This is a genomic window from Streptomyces sp. NPDC006365, from assembly GCF_042870755.1.
GTDB lineage: Bacteria > Actinomycetota > Actinomycetes > Streptomycetales > Streptomycetaceae > Streptomyces > Streptomyces xiangluensis.
On record NZ_JBIAHS010000001.1, the window covers coordinates 270,784 to 290,624 of the forward strand.

The following is a 19,841-nucleotide window of genomic DNA, read 5'->3' on the forward strand; positions in this document are numbered from 1 at the left end:
AGGCCGCAGGCCTTCCTTTCAGGGGCGCGGGGAACTGCGCGACCAGCCACAACGGACCCGCAGTCGAACTCCGCTTCCATCCGAGCAGCCGGTGTCTCAGGACGCCGGCTGCTCCACCTTCGTGGCCGTGTCGCCGTCAACGGCCGCGGCCAACTGCGGCACCAGGCGGTCGAGCATGTACGGCAGGCTCAGGACCGTCACGAACGACACGGAGTTGCCGTAGTCGCTCGTCTCCGGGACGAAGACCTCACGATCCTGCTTCGCCACGTTCAAGTCGGCGTAGAGGGCGTTCTTGTCAAGCTTGGCCTCGTCCTTGGCCACATCGGAGACGATCCACACGAGGGCGTCCGTGTCCAGCAGATCGGTGCGCTCCTTGCTGATGTTGGCGCCGAACTCGTCGCCGATGACCTTGTCCAGATCGGTCGGCAGCTTGAAACCGAGATCCGTGAGCAGCCGGGAGCGCGGGTCCTGGCTGCCGAAGACGAACATGCCCTCGTACGGGGTGGCCATCACGGCGGTCTTCCCGGCGAAGTCCGGGTTGTCCCCGGCCGCCTTCTTGAAGTCGGCCTGGACGCCCTCGACGAGCTCCTTCGCCTGCGCCTCCTGGCCGAGCGCCTTGCCGATGATCTCGGTCTGCTCCTGCCACGGGACGCCGTAGTCGTTGTACGCCTTCGGCTGGGCCACCACCGGCGCGAACTTCGACAGGGTCTCGTACTGCTCCTTGGTCAGACCCCCGTAGACCGCGAGGATCAGGTCGGGCTTGAGCGCGGCGATCTTCTCCGTCTGCGGACCGGTGCCGGTGTCCTTCAGCACCGTGGGCGCCTTCGAACTGCCCAGCTTGTCGGCGGCCCACGGGCCGATGGCGCCCTTGTAGCCGCCGAGCCACTCGGTGGTGCCGACGGGCACCTTGCCCAGGGCGAGCACGGCGTCCTGGTCGGTCAGACCTACCGTGACGATCCGCTTGGGCTCCGCCTTGATGGAGGTGTTGCCGTACTTGTGCGGGATGGACACCGGGAAGGCGCTGTTCGCGGATTCCTTGTTCCCTGCGTTCTCTGCGGCTGCCTCGGAATCATCTCCCGAGCCGCAGGCCGTGGCGGTGGTGAAGAGCAGAAGCGCGGAGACGAGCGCCGTGGCGAGGCGTGTACCTCTGAGAGAGCCGAGCATCAATGGTCCTTCATGGTGGTTGTGTCGGGACGGTGCTGCTTCGTGGGGGGCTGATCGGCCGTGCTGCGCGTACCGGACCAGGCCTCCCACAGGGAGGCGTAGGTCCCGCCCGCCGCGCACAGCTCGTCATGGGTGCCGCTCTCCACGATCCGGCCGCCGTCCATGACGACGATCCGGTCCGCGGCCGCGGCCTGGGTGAGGCGGTGTGCGACGACCAGCGCCGTGCGGCCGTCCACCGCCCGGTCGGCCGCCCGCTCCAGCAGCCGGGCTCCGGTGCTGCCGGCCTCGGCGGTCGCCTCGTCGAGCACGGCCACCGGGGGATCGGCCAACACCAGCCGCGCCAGGGCGAGTTGCTGGACCTGGGCGGGCGTGAGGCGGTGTCCGCCCTCGCCCACGACCGTGTCCAGGCCCTCCGGCAGCGCTTCGACCCAGTCCAGGGCCTCCACGGTGGCCAGGGCCGTGCGCAGCTCTTCGCCGGTGGCTTCGGCCCGCGCCAGGCGCAGGTCCTCCGCGAGCGAACCGGCGAAGACATGCGTCTCCTGGGTGACCAGGGCCACCGGCAGACCCTCGCCGTCGCCGTACGCTCCGGCGCCGGTCAGATGCACCGAGCCGGACGTCGGGGCGTGTACGCCCGCGATGAGCTTGGCCAGGGTCGTCTTGCCCGCGCCGCTCGGGCCGACCAGGGCCACGCGTTCGCCGGCCCGGAGGGTCAGGTCCACCTCGTGCAGGACGGGGCGGCCGGGCTCGTACGCGTGGTCGATGCCGGTCACGGTGACAGTGCCGTCCGCCGTCGTGCCCGGCTCCCGCCGCTGGTGCGGTTTCGCCGTTTCCTCGGGCTCGGGGTCCGGCTGGTCGGCGACCCCGATCAGCCGGGCGAGTGCGGCGGTCGCCGACTGCGCGTCGTCGAGCAGCACCAGCGCGGCGTTGATCGGGGCGAACAGACTGTGGAAGTACAGGGCCGCGGCGGTGGCGGTGCCGATGGACACAGAGTCGGCGCGCACCAGCAGGAACCCGGTGACGAGGACCGCGGCGAGGCCGGTGTACTCGGCCACGTGCAGCCGGTTGTAGAACCGCAGCACCAGCTTCACTCCGCGCAGCGTCAGCTCGACCGCCGCGGACGACCGCCGGGTCACATGCGCCGTGTGCTGCTCCTCCAGCCGGAACGCCCGTACCGTACTCGCCCCGGCGATGGAGTCGAGGAGCTGCTGCTGCTGATCACCCGTCGCGATGCGCTGACGGGCGTAGAGCGGAACGGCGTGGCGCACGTACCAACGCGCGGTGTGCGCCTGGACGGGCACCGCGAGGAGTGCCGCGAGCAGGAAACGCCAGTCCAGCGCCGCCATCGCGCCCAGCGTCAGCACGATGGCCAGCAGGGAGCGGGCCAGTTCGGGCAGGGCGTTGCGCACCGCCTCCGCGACCACCGAGACGTCCCGGGTGACCCGGGCGGTGAGGTCTCCCGCACCCGCCTTCTCCACCTGTTCCAGCGGCAGCCGCAGCGCCTTCTCCACGAACCGCTCGCGCAGCTGCGCCAGCAGGGTCTCGCCGAGCCGGGAGACCAGCGTCAGGCCCAGCGCGGTGGTGCCGCCCTGGGCGAGGGCGACCAGCACCAGGAGGACGACCGGAGTCGTCACGTCCCCGGGCGGGCGCCCCTCGGCCACCACGTCCACGATGCGGCCCAGCAGCGGCTGGACGAGCAGGCCCACACCGGTGGCCGCGACCATCACCGCGAAGCTGCCGAGGGCCAGGCCGCGCCGCGGACGCACCAGTTCGCGGACGGCGGCACGGGTGCGGGCCCCGGTCGCCGTCGGCAACAGTTCCCGGGTGTCGTGCCCCTGCTCGTCCGTACTGGGGCCAGGGCCGGGGTCTGCGCCAGTCATCGCTTTCTTGTTCCCGTCGTTCCCGTTCGCCGAGGTGCCGCTCATGACAGCACCGCCGCGCGGTACGCCTCGTGACGGCGTACCAGATCGGTGTGCGGGGCCGTGTCGGCGATCCGGCCGTCGTCGAGCAGCACCACCCGGTCCGTGACCGCGAGCAGCGCCGGGCTGGTCGTCACGAGCACCGTGGTGCGGCCCTTGCGGATATCCCTCAGGCCGGCCGCGATCCGGGCCTCGGTCACCGCGTCGACCGCGGTGGTCGGATCGTGGACCACCAGCACGGGCCGGCCGGCCGCCAACGCGCGGGCGAGAGCGACCCGTTGACGCTGCCCGCCCGAGAGGGACCGGCCACGCTCACTGACCGCCGTGTCCTCGCCGTCCGGCAGGGTCTGCGCGACCTGGGCCACCCCCGCCGCGGCCATCGCCGCCTCCGGATCGGCGGATTCGGAACCGGCGACGACGGCGGCCGTGACGTTCTCGCGGACGGTGCCCTCGAAGAGGTCCGCGTCGTGCTCGGCCACCAGCAGGCTCGTACGCAACTCGGCGGGATCAAGGTCACGCAGGGGCACCCCGTCCAGTTCGACCGTTCCGGCTTCGGGGTCGGTCTGCCGGGACAGACAGCGCAGCAGGTCGGCGGCGTGCGCGGGGTCGGTCGCGACCACGCCGAGGAGTTCACCGGGTGCGATGTCCAGGTCCACCTCGCGCAGCCCGCCATGGCTCAGCCCGCTCAGCCGGACCGCGCCGCGCACCTGCTGCGGCAGGCTCCGGCCGCCGGACGTGACGGCTTGCGGCGTGGCCAGCACCTCCGCGATCCGGGCGGCCGAGGCCCGGCCCTGCGCGAACTCGGCGTTGACCCAGGCGAGCGTCTCCAGGGGCCCGAGCAGGAAGAGCGCGAGCCCGACCGCCGACACCAACTCGCCCAGACTGATGCTGCCTTGAGCGGCAAGCCGGCCACCGACCAGTGCCACGACGGCGATCAGACAGCCCGTCAGCGCCAGGACCATGCCGTTCTGGAAGGCCTGCGCGCGAGCGGCCCGCAAGGTCGCCTGCAGGGAGTCGCGGCTGGTGGTGCGGTAGCGGGCGATGGCCGTCGACTCGCCGCCGATGCCCTTCAGGATCCGCAGTCCGGCCACCAGGTCGGCGGCCACGGCCGAGGCGTGCGCCGCCCGCTCCTGCTCGGCCTCGCTGCGGCTCTCCAGCGGCTTGCTCAGCAGATGCCCCAGCCAGAGCAGGACAGGTGTGCCGAGCAGCACCACCAGACCGAGCAGCACCGACGTGCGCAGCAGGGCGACGGCACAGGTGAGCAGGCCCATCAGTGCCGAAATCCCGAACATCAGCGCCAGGTTGACGACGCCGACCCGCTTGGCGTCCTCGGTCGCGATATTGGCCAGCGCTCCGGGCAGCCGGCCCTCCTCCGCTCCGCCGCCGGGGTCCAGGACCCTGCGTACGAGGGTGATGCGCAGCGAGTGCTCGGCCTGCACGGAGGCCTTTTCACCGGACCAGGCGCCGATGCGGAAGCTCAACGCCAGTCCCACATAGACCACGGCGAGGATCGCCAGCCAGAGGAACAGGGCGCCGGTGTCGGAGTCCGTGACGGCCTGGTCGATCACGATGCCGATCAGAACCGGCACCAGTGCCTCGCCGATCTGATGCCCGGAGCCGAGGAGAGAGCCGAGCGCGACATTGCGTCGCTGACCCCTGACCGCGCCCCTCAGGACGTCCCGTCCCGACGGATATGAAGGACCCACCCGTACCCCTCCGGGATCGGACAAAGAGAAAAACCAAGGTGAGGCTACCCTAAGTCGAGATGCCTGCCCAGCCCGGGGCGCGCACGCGACCACCCCGGGCGCAGGGCGACGGCACGCGTGCGCGTGCCGTCGTCATGACGATGAACCGCCCTTTCAGGCCGAGGAATTGACGGATGGACGGGCTGGGGAACCGACCGGGGGATTGATGCCCGCCTCCGCGTCGCTCGCACGATGGGTGAGCAGGGAGTCGAGGATCTCGCCGGAGCGCACGGCCGTCGTGGACAGCAGGGTCGAGGTGAGGCCGTGCGTGTGCTCGGTCGCGCCCTGCAGATAGATGCCGGCGGTGACATCGGGCGCGGCCTCCACGCGATGGTCGCGGCCCACGCGTACGGCGTCGTCGTCGTCCCGCAGGCAGAGCTTCGCGGCCCTGCCCAGCAGTTGGTCGAGGTCCCGGGGCCGGTAGCCGGTCGCATGGACCAGCAGGTCGGCGGAGAGCACCTCCCGCTCACCGGTGGGGAGGAACTCGACGGTGACGTCCAGGCGGTCGTCCAGCGTGCGGACGTCCCGGATGCGGGAGACATTGCGCACGCGCAGCCGCTCGTGGCCCTGGACCTTCTCGCGGTACATGGTCGCGTACAGCGACTCGATCAAGTCCATGTCCACCACCGAGTAGTTGGTGCTGCGGTGGTAGTCGACCAGGGACTGCTTCACCTCCGGCTTGGCCTGGAAGTAGACGTCCACGGCCTCCGGGTCGAAGATCCGGTTGGCGAAGGGGCTGTCGTCGGCGGGTGTGTACCCGTACTTGGCGAAGACCGCGCAGACCTCCGCCTCGGGGAAGGAGCGGTGCAGGTAGTCGACCGCCTCTGCGGCGCTCTGACCGGCTCCGAGTACCAGGATACGGCCCACCGAAGTGCCGGAGTCGCTCAACTCGCTTACGCGCGGCACCAGTTGGCTGTTGTGCCAGATGCGGTCCGACAGCTCGGTGCCCGGCGGGAGATGGGGCTCCAGGCCGGCGGCCACCGAGATGTTACGGGCCCTGCGCACGACGGTGCGTTCGGGTGCGCCGGGGACGCGGCTGACCACGTCGAACCAGCGGACCTCGCCGTTCTCGGCCAGTACCGGCTCTACGGACACGACTTCGGCGCCGTAGTCGACCTGGTGAGCGATCCGGGCGGCGGCCCACTCGAAGTATTCGTGGAACTCGATCCGCAGCGGGAAGAGCGTCTTCGCGTTGAGGAAGTCCACGAGTCTGCCGCGCTCCCGCAGGAAGCACAGGAAGCTGAAATCGCTGGTCGGATTGCGCATCGTGACAAGGTCCTTGAGGAAGGACACCTGCATCGTGGCATCGTCGATGAGCATGCCACGGTGCCAGCCGAAGGACGGCTGGCGCTCCAGGAACCGGGCTCGAAGGCGCTGGTCGGGGGCGGCTCGGGAGTTGTGTTCCTCAACCGCGATGGCCAGCGCGAGATTTGACGGGCCAAAACCTACGCCGATCAGATCGTGGATGGCGTCCGGTTCGTCGTGCAGTGCGTTCACCGCAACTTTCCTTCCCTTAGGCGCCACTGATGTTAAATAAGGTTAGCCTTACCTTGCAATGGTGTGTCCTAGGAGAGGATCGAGTATGCGGGTCGTCATGTTCGGCTATCAGACCTGGGGGCACCGCACCCTCCAGGCTCTGCTGGAGTCCGATCACGAGGTGGTCATGGCCGTGACCCACCCCAAGAGCGACCACGTGTACGAGAAGATCTGGGACGACTCGGTGGCCGATCTCGCCGAGAAGCACGGCATCCCGGTACTGCTGCGCAACCGCCCCGACGACGCCGAACTCCTCACCGCGCTGCGCGAAGCGGAACCGGACCTGATCGTCGCCAACAACTGGCGGACCGTGCTGCCTTCCGAGGTCTTCGACCTCCCGCCCCACGGCACGCTCAACATCCACGACTCGCTGCTTCCGGCGTACGCGGGCTTCTCCCCGCTGATCTGGGCGCTGATCAACGGCGAGCGGGAAGTCGGCGTCACGGCGCACCGGATGAACGCCGAACTCGACGCGGGCGACATCCTGTTGCAGCGAGCCGTTCCTGTGGGCCCCACCGACACCGTCACCGATCTGTTCCACCGCACGGTCGACCTGATCACACCGGTCGTGACCGAGTCCCTGGACCTGATCGCCTCGGGCCGCGCGCGGTGGATCCCGCAGGACCGCAGCCGGGCGAGCTTCTTCCACAAGCGGTCGCTCGAGGACAGCCGGATCGACTGGACCTGGCCGGCCGAGGACCTGGAGCGCCTGGTGCGCGCCCAGTGCGACCCGTACCCCAACGCCTTCACCCACCACCGTGGTCAGCGCCTGCGCATCGTCGAGGCAGCGGTGTCGGAGGGCCGTTACGGCGGCACCCCCGGCCGTATCTTCATCCGCGAGGGCGACGGCGTGGTCATCGTCGCCGGCGCCGAGGCCCGGAACGGCCGGTTGCGCGGCCTCTGCGTGAAGCGGGTCCGTACCGAGGACGGTACGGAGCACGCGGCGAAGGACTACTTCCGCACGATGGGGGGCTATCTCACGGCCCGCCCGTGAAGTGAGTGGTCGACGGCCCAGGCGATCTTGCCGAAGTCCGTGCGGAACCGCGCCCCTGGGGAGGCCGCAGGCCCCTTCAGGGGCGCGGGGCTGTGCCGATCTGCGGCTCCGCCGCGATGGGGACCCCCTTGAGCGGGGGAGCGATCAGCCGCGACGGACCCGCAGCTTCGAAACGCCTCACCCAGCGGGGCGCGGTCGTGGCCCATGAGGCAGAGTCGTGAGCCGCAGGTTCTCGATCGGTCCAAAGAAGGGCTCTCATGGTGAATACGCTCGGCATCGCCGTCGTCGGCTTCGGCTGGATGGGACGCGTGCACACACAGGCCTACGCCCGCCTGCCGCACCACTTCCCGCAACTGCCCCTGCGGCCCGAACTGGTCACCGTCGCGGACGAGGTGCCCGGCCGCGCCGAGGAGGCGGCAGAGCGGTACGGCTTCGCGTCCGCGGCCCGCGACTGGCGTGAGGTGGCCGCCGATCCGCGGGTGCGAGCGGTGAGCATCACCGCCCCGAACTTCCTGCACCGCGAGATCGGCGTGGCGATGGCCGAGGCGGGCAAGCACATCTGGATCGAGAAGCCGGTGGGCCTGACCGCCGAAGACGCCAGGGCCGTCGCCGACGCCCTCGGCAAGGCGGACGTACAGGGCACGGTCGGCTTCAACTACCGCAACGCGCCCGCCGTCGAGGCCGCCCGCGAGCTGGTCGCCTCCGGCGAGATCGGCACGGTCACGCACGTACGCATCCGGCTGTTCAGCGACTACGCGGCGCACCCCGAGGGCGCCCTGACCTGGCGGTACGAGCGGGAGCGCGGGGGAAGCGGGGTCCTGGGCGACCTGGCCTCACACGGCGTCGACCTGGCCCGCTTCCTGCTCGGGGACATCGCCTCCCTCACCGCCGACACCGCCGTCTTCATCCCCGAGCGGGCCCGCCCCACCGGCGCCACCGCCGGTCACACCCGGGCCGCCGGCGGCGAACTCGGTCCGGTGGAGAACGAGGACTACGTCAACTGCCTCCTTCGTTTCGCCTCCGGTGCCCGCGGCGTCCTGGAGGCGTCCCGGGTCTCGGTCGGCGAGCAGAACAACTACGGATTCGAGATCCACGGCACCACCGGCGCGGTGTTCTGGGACTACCGCCGTATGGGAGAACTCGCCGTCAGCCGCGGCACCAGCTACCAGGACCAGCCCGTGAGCACCCTGTACGTCGGCCCCGGACACGGCGAGTACGCCGCCTTCCAGCCGGGCTCGGCCAACAGCATGGGCTACGACGACCTGAAGGTCATCGAGGCCCACCACTTCGTGCGTTCGATCGCCGAAGGCGTTCCGCACGGGCCGACGCCGGCCGACGCCGTGGCGAGCGCGGTGGCGCTGGACGCCATGGCGCGCTCAGCCGAGCAGGGAACGTGGGTGGATCTGAGGTGAACGCGTCAGCCGCCGCCGTCGAGATCGGTGCGCCGGCGGAGCACCCGTAGCTCGTGCCCGAGGAGCTGCATCTCGTACAGCTTCCCGCGGGCGTTCTCGAACGGGCGGTGCAGGATCATCATCAGCTCACCGTCGAAGGTGTGGAACAGCATGCCGTGACCACTGTCGTTCCGGACGAGAGGGCGCTGCTGTTCCCACGGCCCTTCGATGTCACCGGACTTGGAGACGGCGTACGTCTGCACATAGCCGCCGCTGATGGTGCCGTCCTGGCCGGCCACGTTCTTTTCGTACGTCGACCACAGCATGAGCAGGGATCCGTCAGGGGTCTGGTACAGCTGCGGGCCGTCGGTGACGTAGGGCGCGAGCTGGTGCGGTACGCCGCCGGGGACCTGCTCGCTGATCCAGAACGCGTCCGACGCCTTGAACAGGAAGACCGGATCTCCGATCGCCCGGGTCAGGTCCGGAGCCAGCCGGACCGCTTCCATGGTTCCGTCGATGGTCTGCAGCCACTCGTGGGCGTACACCATCCAGGGCTGCCCGGCCGGGTCGACGTGGAGCGTGCCGTCGAGGGTCATCAGGTGCTCGGGCGGGGTGGGGCGCGCCGGGTCGATGACGGTGAAGGGCCCCAGCAGTGAGTCGGACACGGCGACGATGGTGCCGCGCATGTGGTTCGGGAGCTGGAACGGCGTGCCCCATCGGCCGGCGGGTGGTACCGGAAGCGGCTTGTCCTGGTTGTGCAGCGTGGTGAACAGGTAGTACCTGCCGCCCCATGCGTGCACCTCCGGCGCCCATCCGCCGTCGGTCGCCCACATTTCCCGCTGCTGCTCGGCGGCCCGGAAGACCACGACGGGACGCATCCAGTCCCGCAGGTCGCGACTGCGGTAGACCATCGTGCCGGTGCCGTCCACACCCGACACGGACGGGTCGTTGGACGTGTAGAGGTGGTACGTACGGGACTCGCTGTCGGCGACGATGAACGGATCGTGCAGCGGCATGTCGGGCAGCCGCATCAGGTCGGTCTCGTCGGTCTCGGCCACGGGCGAAGAATACGTTGACGCTCGTTTCCGGGCGGGGCGGCTATTCCCAGACCACGACGTTCCGCCGCACCGGTGCCTTCGCGGAGCCGGAGGCGAACAGTTCCGGTGAGTGGGCGCGGATGCGTTCGATGTCGCTGAAGACCGCCCGCAGATGGGCGCGCATGGCCGTGCGCGCGAGCGACACGTCACCGCCGACGACCGCGTCGAAGATCTCGTGATGCTGGGCGGCGAACACGGCGGGAGACACATTCTCGTGGAGGCCGAGGCGCCGGGCTTGGCGGCGACGGTCGCGAGGGGGCGAGTTCCGCGGGCAGGTCGTCGAGCGAGGCGAGTTCGACGGCTTCCCGCAGGAGCGATCGGCCCCGTCCTCGCGGCCACGCTCACGGCCGCACCGGGGGTGGCCCGTCGCCGCGATGCTCGTCGTCCACCTCTGATCTTGCGCAGTGCGCCCCGTTCACGGGGGCGCCCCTCCGCAGGATCCGGCGAAGAACGAACCCGACGAGAAGCAGCCGGGCGGAGACGCACTTGACGGAACTGTCCGGCTCGGAGAGCTGGGCCTTGAGCGGACAGGGGTTACCACGCCGGGTGGTCGGTGACGGGCTGCCATGTCATCGGGGCCAGTTGGGTGACCTTTGAGGACCTCGCTCGTTCTTATGGGCGTCGGGCGAACTGTCGAATGGGGCTGTCTTATGAATCAAGGCACCTTGGTCAAGCGACAGTTCGGGCATCGTGCCCGGCTTGCACTGTCGCCTGCCGAGGTGTCGCAGGCCGATGCCCAGGCGCATGCGGCCCGCACAATGTGGAATCTGCTGCACGCCTGGTGGCAGATGATGCCCAAAGACAAGCGGACCCTTGCGCACGCGGACGCCGCGATTCGCCAGGCCCGCCGGGACCTCGATTTCCTCGCCGTCCTGCCCGCGCAGGCCGCGCAGGCGGTGCTGAAGACGTACGTCCAGGCGTGGCGCAACTGCTGGGAGGGCCGGGCGGACGCCCCGAAGTTCAAGGCACGCTTCCGGTCGGTCATGTCGGTGGACGTCCTGCAGGGCCGGGATTTATGCATCAAGCGGGTGCATCGCCGCTGGGGCATGGTCAACCTGCCCAAGATCGGTCGGGTCCGATTCCGCTGGACCAAAGACCTGCCCGTAGACAAGCGCGCCGGCACCGAGAACCGGATCACCGGAGCGCGGCTCGTCAAGGACGCCCTTGGTTGGCACATTGCCTTCCGCGTGACGGCGCAGGAGGCCAAGCCCGAGGCTCACCAGGGCCCGGAGGTCGGGATCGACGTGGGCGTCACCGTGCCTCTCGCCCTCTCCGACGGGACGACGTACGAGCACGGCGAGTGGTTGACCGAGAAGGAACAGGCCAAGCTCCTGCGCCTGGAACAGCGCGCCGCCCAACGCAAACAACGTCGCAAGCCGGGCGAGCGCACCAGCCGTCGCCTGCACCGCATCTATGACCAGATCGCCCAGCTCCGAGCGAAAGCCAAGCGACGAGCCGCCGACTGGCAGCACCAGACGACCACCACCATCGCCCGCACCTACGGCACGGTTGCGGTCGAAGCACTCACCATCACGAACATGGTCAAGTCAGCTCGGGGAACCGTCGAAGAGCCCGGCAGGAACGTCGCACAGAAAGCCGGGCTGAACCGCTCCATCGCCGCCGAGGCATGGGGCCGCACGGTCACCATGCTGACGTACAAGACCGCCCGGCATGGCGGCACCCTGGTCAAGGTCCCCGCCCCCGGCACCTCCCGGCGCTGCTCGGCATGCGGATGCACCACCACCGGCAGCCGGGAGTCCCAAGCCGTGTTCGTCTGCAAGAACCCGGACTGCGGCTGGTCGGGCAACGCCGACCACAACGCGGCCCGGAACATCTTGCACCTGTACCGGATCGGTCTCGTAGCGATCCCGGCTGCCGGGAGGGCAGTCGTCAGGCGCGCTCGTCGCGTCAAGCCCGCCGCCGCAAGGTAGGCGGGAATCTCCTTCCTGAGCTTGCGCAGGGAGGAGAGCACTTCAATGGAAGTACGGGGCATCCGGCACCGCCTCGCTCAAGCACCCGATGGTCCTGGGCCACGAGGTCGCGGGCCGGATCGCCGCACTCGGCCCCGGCGTGTGAGGCCTCGTGGAGGGGCAGCCGGTCACCGTCCACCCGGCCGAGCCGGTCGGTGACGGCCGGCTGCCGGAGCGGATCGCGGGACGTACCAACCTCCACCCGCGCGTCCGCTATTTCGGCTCGGCGGCCTTCCACCCGCACACCGACGGCGGGTTCAGCGAGTACCGGGCCGTACGCGCCACGCAGATCCGACCCCTGCCGCACGGTGTCAGCACCGAACATGGCGCGCTGGCCGAGCCGTTGGCCGTCGCGCTGCACGCCGTGGGCCGGGTCCCCGAACTGCGCGGCCGCAGCGTCCTCGTCAACGGTGCCGGGCCGATCGGCTCCCTGGTCGTCGCCGCCGCCAAGCACCGCGGGGCGGGCACCGTCGTCGCCGCAGACCTGGCCGCGTCCTCGCTGGCCGTCGCGCGCGCCATGGGCGCCGACGAGACGCGTGAACTCTCGCGCGACGAAGGGTTGCCCGAGGACGTGGAGGTGGTCTTCGAGGCCTCCGGCGCACCGGCCGCGCTCGGCCCCGTGCTGAGGGCCACCGCTCGCGGCGGCACCCTCGTCCAGGTCGGGAACCTGCCGGGGACGGCCGCGCCCGCAGTCCTGGGCGACCTCGTCACCCGCGAGGTCACCTGGATCGGCTCGTACCGTTTCGTCGAGGAGATCGACGACGCGCTGGGCGCCCTGCGGGACGGCCTGGATGTGACACCGGTGATCAGCCACCGCTTCCCGCTGGACCAGGCCGCGCAGGCGCTGGCCGTCGCCGCAGACCCGACGAACGCCAGCAGCAAAGTGATGCTGCGCCTGGCCGACATGCCGCCCGGCGGCTGACCCCAACGGCACCTAACGCCAACCAGGATCGCGAGAGGTCGGCGGCAGGAGTGTCTCGATCTTCGCCCGTACCTCCCGCATCACGGCGACGATACGGTGCTGATGCCCTTCGGTGAGGCGGGACACCGGTACCGAGCAGCTGATGGCGTCGGTGGCCGGGGTGTCGTAGCGCAGCGCGAAGCCGAAGCCGGCGATGCCGGGGACGGTTTCCTCGCGGTCGATCGCGTAACCGCGTGCGCGTACCCCGGCGAGGTCGCTGAGGAGCGTCGCCCGGGTGGTGTGCGTGTTCTCCGTGCAGGCCGTCAACGGCTCGTCGGACAGGGGGAGTTCGGCGTCGGGGCGTTCCGCGAGCAGGGCCTTGCCCAGGGCTCCGGCATGGGCGGGGACGCGGCGGCCGACCCGGCTGATCGTGCGCAGGTATTCGTGGGACTCGCGGGTCGCGAGGTAGACGACGTCGGAGCCGTCGAGGCGGGCCAGGTGGATGGTCTCGCCGAGCGCGTCCGAGGCCTCGTCGAGGTAGGGGCGGACTGTGCGTACCCGCTTGTCACCGTCGAGATAACTGGTGCCGGTGAGCAGCGCGCGGATCCCGATGCCGTACAGCGAACCGGTCACATCCGTGCGGACCCAGCCGTGCTCGACGAGTGTCTGCAGCAGCGCGTACATGCTGCTGCGGGGCACGCCCAGCTCCTCGGAGAGCTCGCGCAGCCGCGCCGGCCGGTCGCCCCGTGCGGCGAGCAGTTCGAGCAACGCGACCGTACGGACCGCCGACTTGACCTCGGGTACGCCCCCAGCCTGTGACATGTGCCGATCGTAAGTCCGTCGGCAATCCGTGGGCCCCGGGCCATTGACCTGTTCGTGTTCATGAGCCTAGCCTCCATCCTCATACATGGACGTTGTCTTCATATGAAGACAGCTGGTCGACAGTCGCGGTGAAGACGGCGTCCGGGTTCAAAGGGGAACTGGTACATGCCACTTGTTGTCGTCGGGATCAGTGTTCTGGTCCTGCTCTTCCTGATGACGAAGCTGAAACTCAACGGCTTCGCCGCCCTCCTCCTCGTGGCCGTGGGCGTCGGACTCGTCCAGGGGATCCCGCTGGAGAAGATCCCTGAGGTCCTCTCGGAGGGCATCGGGGGGCAGATCGGCGACACGATGCTCACCATCGGGCTCGGCGCGATGGTCGGCCGGGTGATGGGGGACTCCGGCGCGGCCCAGCGCATAGCCGGCAAGCTCCTCGACATCTGCGGCCCGCGCTGGGTGCAGGTGGCCATGGTGCTGACGGCCATGCTCATCGGCGTCACGATGTTCTACGAGGTCGCGTTCGTGATCATCGTGCCGATCGCGTTCACCATCGTTCGCGTCACCGGGAAGAACCTGCTGTGGGTCGGGCTCCCGATGTCGATCGCCCTGTCCACCATGCACAGCTTCCTGCCGCCTCACCCCGGACCGACCGCGGTGGCCGCCTCCTTCGACGCCTCGGTCGGACTGACGCTGTTCTACGGCCTGTTCATCGCCCTCCCCGCCGGCGCGCTCATCGCCCTGCTGTGGCCGCGCCTGCCGTTCGTCCGGGCGATGAACCCCTCCATCCCCAAAGGACTGGTCAGCGAACGCGTCTTCGACGACGAGGAGATGCCGGGCATGGCCTGGTCGCTGTCGGTCGCCCTTCTGCCCGTCGTACTGATCGCCGGGGCGGCCGTGACCGACATGGCCACGTCCGCGTCCGGCCCCGTCCTGCACTTCATCGCCTTCATCGGCTCGGCACCGGTCGCCCTCCTGCTGACGCTGTGCATCGCCATCTGGGCCTTCGGCCCACGGATCGGCCGCAGCCTGGATGAAGTCGCCGCCTCGTGCAGGTCGGCGGCCCAGGCGATGGCGATGATCCTGCTCGTGATCGGCGCGGGCGGAGCCTTCAAGCAGGTCCTCGTCGACGGCGGGATCTCCGACTACATCAAGGACACGACCGACGGCTGGTCCATCTCGCCGATCGTCCTCGCCTGGCTCATCGCGGCCATCCTCCGCGTGGCTCTCGGCTCGGCGACCGTCGCCGTCGTCACGGCCTCGGGCGTGGTGCTGCCGCTGCTCGCGGGCAGCGGAGTCCACCCGGAGATCATGGTGCTCGCCGTGTCCTGCGGCTCGATCGCGTTCTCCCACGTGAACGACCCGGGCTTCTGGATGTTCAAGGAGTACTTCAACCTGTCCGTCATCGACGCGATCAAGGCCCGCACCACCTACACGACCGTGCTCGCGATCCTTGGCCTGGGCGGTGTACTGGCCGTCGAATGGGCCTTGGACGTCCTCAACCTGTGATGCATGGCCCGCAGAACACTTCCCGGACCGCCAACATGCTTAGGGACCAGTCATGAGCCAGCCCACCGTCACCAAGTTCTCCGTCCACCCGGTCGCCGGCCGGGACTCCATGGAGCTCAACCTCTCCGGCGCCCACGGTCCGTACTTCACCCGGAACGTCGTCGTCCTCGAGGACTCCGAGGGGCGCACGGGACTGGGGGAGGTACCCGGCGGCGAGAAGATCACGAAGACCCTGCGCGAGGCCGAATCCCTCGTCGTCGGCGCGCGCCTGGGCGACTACAAGCGCGTCCTGCGGGCCATCGGCGACAGATTCGCGGACCGCGACTCGGGCGGCAGAGGCGGCCAGACCTTCGACCTGCGCACCACCGTGCACGCGGTCACCGCCGTCGAGTCGGCACTTCTGGATCTCCTCGGGCAACACCTGGAGGTTCCCGTCGCCGCGCTCCTGGGTGACGGGAAGCAGCGCGATTCCGTAAGGGTCCTCGGTTACCTCTTCTACATCGGCGACCCCGACCGGACCGATCTGGAGTACGTACGCGAACCCGGATCGGCCGTGGACTGGTACCGGATCCGGCACGAGGAGGCCCTGACCCCCGAGGCGATCGTCCGTCAGGCCGAGGCGACCTACGACCTGTACGGCTTCCGCGACTTCAAGCTCAAGGGCGGCGTGCTGCCCGGGAGCGAGGAGGTCGAGGCGGTACGGGCGCTCAAGGAGCGCTTCCCCGAAGCCCGGATCACCCTCGACCCGAACGGCGCCTGGTCCCTGCGGGAGGCCGTCGAACTGTGCAAGCCCCTGGTCGGCACGCTCGCCTACGCCGAGGACCCGTGCGGAGCCGAAGGCGGCTACTCGGGGCGTGAGATCCTCGCGGAGTTCCGCCGGGCCACCGGGTTGCCCACGGCGACCAACATGATCGCGACGGACTGGCGTCAGCTGACCCACGCGCTGGCCCTCCAGTCGGTCTCCATCCCGCTCGCGGACCCGCACTTCTGGACGATGCAGGGTTCGGTACGCGTCGCCCAGCTCTGCGACGCGATGGGGCTGACCTGGGGCTGTCACTCCAACAACCACTTCGACATCTCCCTGGCGATGATGGCCCACTGCGGGGCCGCCGCCCCCGGCGAGTACAACGCTCTTGACACGCACTGGATCTGGCAGGAGGGCCTGGAACGGCTGACCACCGAACCCCCGCGTATCGCCGACGGCGAGGTCGCCGTCCCCGACACCCCCGGACTCGGCGTCCACCTCGACATGGACCGCCTCCTCGCGGCCCATGACCTCTACCGCGAGAAGAACCTGTCGTCCCGCGACGACGCTCTCGCGATGCGATACCTGGTCAAGGACTGGGCCTTCGACAGCAAGCGGCCTTGTCTCGTGCGCTGAACCCGTCCGGGACCGCAGGCGCCGCGCTCCTCGGGTGCCTTCCACGAGGTCGCCGAACTCCCCGGCGGTCGTCTGCTGCTCAGGGCAGCGCTCCGATGGGCGCAGCACGCCGGTGACGCCACGGCCCGTGTCACGCCGCTTTCCCCGCATGCACCAGGAGCGAAGGTCGCCCGGCTGACCGGCGTACGCTGTCCCGGCACCGACGCGGTGATCCCGGAGGCGGGCAGACTTATCGGTCCTGGTCCTGGTCCTGGTCGTGCCCGGGGCCGATGGGCGGGATGCGCACGGCGAGAAGGGCGAGGTCGTCGTGGCCGTCGCCGGGGTTGTGGTCGGCCAGAGTGCGGCAGAGCGCGTCGAGGGGCAGCCCGACGTGGGCGGCGGCGGTGGCGGCAAGCGTGTCCAGTCCGGCATCCAGAGGACGCTCGGGGTGTTCGACCAGGCCGTCGGTGAACAGCAGCACCGTGTCTCCGGGGGCCAGTGGATGAGTGTGGTCGGGGCGTGGCAGCCGGGTGTCGACGCCCAGCGGCACGCCGGGTTCGGCCAGCAGGTAGTGGGTGCGGCCGCCGGCGGTGACGACCAGGGGCGGCAGGTGGCCGGCCGTCGACCAGTACATGCGCCAGCCTTCGCGGCCGGACTCGATGCGGGCCAGGCAGGCGGTGGTGACGGGGGCCTCGGTGATGGAGTGCAGGGCGTGGTCGAGCCGGTCCAGGACCAGGCTCGGCGGGGTGAGCCGGTCGTACAGCAGGGCGCGGAGCATGTTGCGGGTCTGCGCCATGGCGGCCGCCGCCGTCAGGTCGTGGCCCAGCACGTCGCCGACGATCGCGGCGCACGCGCCGTCCGGGAGCAGCAGGGCGTCGTACCAGTCGCCGCCCAGGTGGTGGCCGGGGGCGGTCGCCGGCCGGTACACCGCGGCCGCGGTGAACGGGGTCAGGTCGGGCAGGGTGGGCAGGAGGAGGCGCTGGAACTGCTCGGCGGAGGAACGCACCTGCTGATACAGCCGGGCGTTCTCGATGGCGATGCCGGCAGCCCCGGCCAGCGCGACGAGGACCGCCGCGTCCTGGTCGTCGAAGGGTTTGCCGTCGCGTCGGTCGGACACGTAGAGGTTGCCGTAGATGCGCCCGTGCACGCCGATCGCCACCCCGAGCAGGCTTCGCATCGGCGGATGCCCCGCGGGGAAGCCGACCGCGTCCGGATGGTGCGGCACGTCTTCCACGCGCAGCGGTTCGTGCTGCTCGATCAGGTGCGCGAGCAGTCCGCGGCCGTGCGGAGGGTGGACTCCTGCCAGGTCCTGGCGTTCGGTGTCGCTCAGGCCGAGCGGGATGAAGTCCTGAAGGCCCACCCGGTCCTCGTTGAACACGCCGAGGGCGCCGTAGCGGGCGTTCACCAGCTGCATCGCGGCATTCACGATCTGCCGCAGCACCACCGGCAGCTCCAGCTCCCGGCTGACCGCCAGCACCGCATCCAGCAGCGCCTGCATGCGTCCCTGAGCTCGGGTGAGTCGTTCGACCTGCTCCACGATGCGATTCAGGTCCGCATCCCGTGCCGGGCCGGACCCCGTCGGCGGACGCCGGCGCTCAAGGCTCTCGTCGCCGCTCATCGGCGCCTCACCTCTTCCCGGCCACCCCCGGGGTCCTGCGACCGGATACGGCCACATCGCACACCTTAGAACACCGGCAGTCCTCCCGCCCCGCCGCGAGCGCCGACGGCAAGGAGTGGGCTCGGCCTCGCGCGTGACCACCGACCTGGTGCAGGAAGGAAACGTGCACCAGGTCGTGCAACCGATGTGCGACGGCTGTCGCCAGACGAGCTTGCCTCGCAGGTCAGAGCGGATTTCCGGGTACGAAGGAGCAGTCCTGGCGGGACAGTTCGTGCTCCGGTGGTGCGGCCCGGGACTGAGCAGGACCTTTGCTGAGCTGGGCACTTGCGGTGTCGGCCGTGGCGCGCTTCCCGTCAGTTCCCTCGATTTCCCCCGAGTTCCCGGGCAAGTGTGCACTGATTGTGCACTGGGCACGGTCCGGGCGGGCACGGGACGAGGCGGCCGGAGGATGTCGGCGGGCCTCGTCCTGCCCGTCGGTGTGGGTTTGAATCCGACGCTTGGGTGCGGCATCTGTGTGCTCTCGTGGTCGCGGGGGTCGCGGCCCACGCGTCGTACGTGCATCAGCGGGACTTCGCGCTGCAAGGCGGAGCCGATGCGGTGACTTCCGCGTTGTGGCCGCTGTCCGTGGACGGGCGCCTGCTCGGCAGGACGTGGCTGCCGCTGGGCACCGCCCACAAACAGGGCCGGATCGCCGGCGATAACGCGCTCGGCGGCAAGCGCTGGATCTGGTTGTGAAGGTCTTCGACCTCGTCGCCGCCCGCACGGGCCTGCGCGAACACGAGGCCCTGGCCGCCGACCGGGGCCGGACCCCGGCCACCACCGCCAGCCGCCCCGACGACCACAAGGCGTACAACCCCGGCGCCACCCCGATCTCCGTCCGCGTCACCGGAGACACCAACAGCGGGCTGCTGCTCGGCGCGCAGATGGTCGGCCGGCGCGGCGCCGAAGTCGCAAGCGCGTCGACACGTACGCAACCGCGCTCTTCCACGGCATGGCGGTCGACGGCATCAGCGAACTCGACCTCTCCTACACACCACCGCTCGGCTCCCCCTGGGACGCGGTCCAGATGGCGGTGCAGGCATGGATGAACGAACATCAACTCGACGTACAGCGCAGGATGCTGGACCCCTTCTGACTCAGGAGGCAGCGGCGGAGTCGCAGCTGTGCGCATCCACCGCGGGTGTGTGGCTGCTGTTGCACTCGCCCTGGCGGTCAAGGCTCTTCCGCCAGGCGCTCACCTGCAGCAAAGCCGTCCACGCCGAAGTCGCCGCCCTCATAGGCGACTTCCTCAACGCTCATGCGAGGTGGGGGCCGCGCGCTCCGCGACTGACCTGCCGTAAGGTCAGTCGACCGAAGGATCCAGGATCGCGCGCACCTTGTTCAAGCCGTCGTAGTTCACCGAGTACCAGGCCCAGGTCCCGCGGCGTTCACGGCTCAGAAGTCCTGCCTCGGTCATGACTTTGAGGTGATGACTGACGGTCGGCTGCCGGAAGCCCAGGCAGTCGGCCAGGTCGCACACGCATGCCTCGCCGGCTGGTGCGCGCTCGATGATGCGGAATATCTGCAGCCGCGTGGGGTCGGCGATGGCCTTGAGCATGACGGCGAGACGTTCGGCCTCATCGCGTTCGATGAGCAGGCACGCCAGGCTGGGGGAACAGGTCTCAGCCTTCGTCTCGTCCACTACCTCCGCGGCGCCCAATTCAGTGATAGCCATCTATGAACCATAAGCGGGGTGCAGACATGCGCCATGTGTTCGAAGACACACGAAAGAGCTTGTTCACCAAGCGTTCACTTAGGTTGACGTCTATCCAAAGAATAGATATC

At 69.8% G+C, this 19,841-nt stretch carries 17 protein-coding genes and 1 pseudogene; 9 read left to right on the forward strand and 9 right to left on the reverse strand.

Annotated elements, in window-relative coordinates; all coding sequences use genetic code 11:
- Nucleotides 1-96: 96 nt before the first annotated feature.
- From ACFYO0_RS01280 to ACFYO0_RS01295, 4 genes are all read right to left on the reverse strand, one after another.
- Entirely contained in the window at nt 97-1,164 is a 1,068-nt protein-coding gene (locus tag ACFYO0_RS01280; protein ID WP_388668710.1) for an iron-siderophore ABC transporter substrate-binding protein, read from the reverse strand.
- The gene (locus ACFYO0_RS01285; RefSeq protein ID WP_388668713.1) at nt 1,164-3,041 is read right to left on the reverse strand and encodes an ABC transporter ATP-binding protein; all 1,878 of its coding nucleotides are present in this window, start codon (nt 3,039-3,041) and stop codon (nt 1,164-1,166) included. Before ACFYO0_RS01285 ends, ACFYO0_RS01280 begins: the two co-directional genes overlap by 1 nt.
- Before the next feature lie 41 nt (nt 3,042-3,082).
- A complete protein-coding gene (locus ACFYO0_RS01290) occupies nt 3,083-4,786 on the reverse strand; it encodes an ABC transporter ATP-binding protein (RefSeq protein ID WP_388668716.1) in 1,704 nt (567 codons plus the stop codon).
- Nucleotides 4,787-4,939: 153 nt separating this feature from the next.
- Entirely contained in the window at nt 4,940-6,322 is a 1,383-nt protein-coding gene (locus ACFYO0_RS01295) for a lysine N(6)-hydroxylase/L-ornithine N(5)-oxygenase family protein (protein WP_388668719.1), read from the reverse strand.
- Between the two features lie 85 nt (nt 6,323-6,407).
- Between ACFYO0_RS01295 and ACFYO0_RS01300 the strand changes: the two genes are divergently transcribed.
- Together ACFYO0_RS01300 and ACFYO0_RS01305 are read left to right on the forward strand one after the other, a co-directional pair.
- The gene (locus ACFYO0_RS01300; RefSeq protein ID WP_388668722.1) at nt 6,408-7,355 is read left to right on the forward strand and encodes a methionyl-tRNA formyltransferase; all 948 of its coding nucleotides are present in this window, start codon (nt 6,408-6,410) and stop codon (nt 7,353-7,355) included.
- A 257-nt stretch (nt 7,356-7,612) separates the two neighbouring features.
- Nucleotides 7,613-8,767 (forward strand): Gfo/Idh/MocA family protein, encoded by a 1,155-nt coding sequence (locus tag ACFYO0_RS01305; RefSeq protein ID WP_388668725.1) that lies wholly within the window; start codon nt 7,613-7,615, stop codon nt 8,765-8,767.
- 5 nt (nt 8,768-8,772) lie between these two features.
- Here the strand turns inward: ACFYO0_RS01305 and ACFYO0_RS01310 are convergent, their stop codons facing one another.
- Both ACFYO0_RS01310 and ACFYO0_RS01315 read right to left on the reverse strand, forming a co-directional pair.
- Complete coding sequence (locus tag ACFYO0_RS01310) at nt 8,773-9,777, reverse strand: glycoside hydrolase family 43 protein (RefSeq protein ID WP_388670790.1); 1,005 nt, start codon at nt 9,775-9,777, stop codon at nt 8,773-8,775.
- 67 nt (nt 9,778-9,844) lie between these two features.
- The gene (locus ACFYO0_RS01315; protein ID WP_388670793.1) at nt 9,845-10,219 is read right to left on the reverse strand and encodes an FCD domain-containing protein; all 375 of its coding nucleotides are present in this window, start codon (nt 10,217-10,219) and stop codon (nt 9,845-9,847) included.
- A 274-nt stretch (nt 10,220-10,493) separates the two neighbouring features.
- Here ACFYO0_RS01315 and ACFYO0_RS01320 point away from each other — a divergent pair, with 274 nt between their 5' ends.
- Together ACFYO0_RS01320 and ACFYO0_RS01325 are read left to right on the forward strand one after the other, a co-directional pair.
- Nucleotides 10,494-11,774, forward strand: a complete 1,281-nt coding sequence (locus ACFYO0_RS01320) for an RNA-guided endonuclease InsQ/TnpB family protein (RefSeq protein WP_388668727.1) — start codon at nt 10,494-10,496, stop codon at nt 11,772-11,774.
- A gap of 151 nt (nt 11,775-11,925) precedes the next feature.
- On the forward strand, nt 11,926-12,735 hold the full coding sequence (locus ACFYO0_RS01325; RefSeq protein WP_388668730.1) for a zinc-binding dehydrogenase: 810 nt from the start codon (nt 11,926-11,928) through the stop codon (nt 12,733-12,735).
- 12 nt (nt 12,736-12,747) lie between these two features.
- Here the strand turns inward: ACFYO0_RS01325 and ACFYO0_RS01330 are convergent, their stop codons facing one another.
- Nucleotides 12,748-13,536, reverse strand: coding sequence for an IclR family transcriptional regulator (locus ACFYO0_RS01330; protein WP_388668732.1), 789 nt, complete (start codon nt 13,534-13,536; stop codon nt 12,748-12,750).
- A gap of 165 nt (nt 13,537-13,701) precedes the next feature.
- Here ACFYO0_RS01330 and ACFYO0_RS01335 point away from each other — a divergent pair, with 165 nt between their 5' ends.
- Complete coding sequence (locus ACFYO0_RS01335) at nt 13,702-15,039, forward strand: gluconate:H+ symporter (protein WP_388668735.1); 1,338 nt, start codon at nt 13,702-13,704, stop codon at nt 15,037-15,039.
- 52 nt (nt 15,040-15,091) lie between these two features.
- Entirely contained in the window at nt 15,092-16,420 is a 1,329-nt protein-coding gene (locus ACFYO0_RS01340) for an enolase C-terminal domain-like protein (RefSeq protein ID WP_388668738.1), read from the forward strand.
- 229 nt (nt 16,421-16,649) lie between these two features.
- Here ACFYO0_RS01340 and ACFYO0_RS01345 read toward each other — a convergent pair whose 3' ends face one another.
- The gene (locus tag ACFYO0_RS01345; protein ID WP_388668741.1) at nt 16,650-18,017 is read right to left on the reverse strand and encodes a PP2C family protein-serine/threonine phosphatase; all 1,368 of its coding nucleotides are present in this window, start codon (nt 18,015-18,017) and stop codon (nt 16,650-16,652) included.
- A gap of 501 nt (nt 18,018-18,518) precedes the next feature.
- Here ACFYO0_RS01345 and ACFYO0_RS01350 point away from each other — a divergent pair.
- The 3 genes and pseudogenes from ACFYO0_RS01350 (at nt 18,519) to ACFYO0_RS01360 (ending at nt 19,152) form a co-directional block, all read left to right on the forward strand.
- Nucleotides 18,519-18,752, forward strand: coding sequence for a DUF2637 domain-containing protein (locus tag ACFYO0_RS01350; protein WP_388668744.1), 234 nt, complete (start codon nt 18,519-18,521; stop codon nt 18,750-18,752).
- Nucleotides 18,749-18,916, forward strand: a pseudogene (locus tag ACFYO0_RS01355) (CoA-disulfide reductase); the annotation flags it as partial. The gene ACFYO0_RS01350 and the pseudogene ACFYO0_RS01355, both read left to right, overlap by 4 nt.
- Nucleotides 18,917-19,008: 92 nt before the next feature.
- Complete coding sequence (locus ACFYO0_RS01360; protein WP_388670902.1) at nt 19,009-19,152, forward strand: hypothetical protein; 144 nt, start codon at nt 19,009-19,011, stop codon at nt 19,150-19,152.
- A 207-nt stretch (nt 19,153-19,359) separates the two neighbouring features.
- Here ACFYO0_RS01360 and ACFYO0_RS01365 read toward each other — a convergent pair whose 3' ends face one another.
- Nucleotides 19,360-19,731 carry an ArsR/SmtB family transcription factor gene (locus ACFYO0_RS01365; protein ID WP_388668747.1) on the reverse strand — a complete coding sequence of 124 codons (372 nt, stop codon included), beginning with the start codon at nt 19,729-19,731 and terminating at the stop codon, nt 19,360-19,362.
- Nucleotides 19,732-19,841 lie beyond the last annotated feature (110 nt).

Excerpts from the sequence above, each read along its gene's own strand:
- ACFYO0_RS01310 (WP_388670790.1), bottom strand. The coding sequence starts at position 9,777 with ATGCGGCTGCCCGACATGCCGCTGCACGATCCGTTCATCGTCGCCGAC.
- ACFYO0_RS01305 (WP_388668725.1), top strand. The coding sequence starts at position 7,613 with ATGGTGAATACGCTCGGCATCGCCGTCGTCGGCTTCGGCTGGATGGGA.
- ACFYO0_RS01280 (WP_388668710.1), bottom strand. The coding sequence starts at position 1,164 with ATGCTCGGCTCTCTCAGAGGTACACGCCTCGCCACGGCGCTCGTCTCC.
- ACFYO0_RS01340 (WP_388668738.1), top strand. The coding sequence starts at position 15,092 with ATGAGCCAGCCCACCGTCACCAAGTTCTCCGTCCACCCGGTCGCCGGC.
- ACFYO0_RS01365 (WP_388668747.1), bottom strand. The coding sequence starts at position 19,731 with ATGGCTATCACTGAATTGGGCGCCGCGGAGGTAGTGGACGAGACGAAG.
- ACFYO0_RS01345 (WP_388668741.1), bottom strand. The coding sequence starts at position 18,017 with ATGAGCGGCGACGAGAGCCTTGAGCGCCGGCGTCCGCCGACGGGGTCC.
- ACFYO0_RS01285 (WP_388668713.1), bottom strand. The coding sequence starts at position 3,041 with ATGACTGGCGCAGACCCCGGCCCTGGCCCCAGTACGGACGAGCAGGGG.
- ACFYO0_RS01335 (WP_388668735.1), top strand. The coding sequence starts at position 13,702 with ATGCCACTTGTTGTCGTCGGGATCAGTGTTCTGGTCCTGCTCTTCCTG.
- ACFYO0_RS01320 (WP_388668727.1), top strand. The coding sequence starts at position 10,494 with ATGAATCAAGGCACCTTGGTCAAGCGACAGTTCGGGCATCGTGCCCGG.
- ACFYO0_RS01300 (WP_388668722.1), top strand. The coding sequence starts at position 6,408 with ATGCGGGTCGTCATGTTCGGCTATCAGACCTGGGGGCACCGCACCCTC.
- ACFYO0_RS01330 (WP_388668732.1), bottom strand. The coding sequence starts at position 13,536 with ATGTCACAGGCTGGGGGCGTACCCGAGGTCAAGTCGGCGGTCCGTACG.
- ACFYO0_RS01360 (WP_388670902.1), top strand. The coding sequence starts at position 19,009 with ATGGCGGTCGACGGCATCAGCGAACTCGACCTCTCCTACACACCACCG.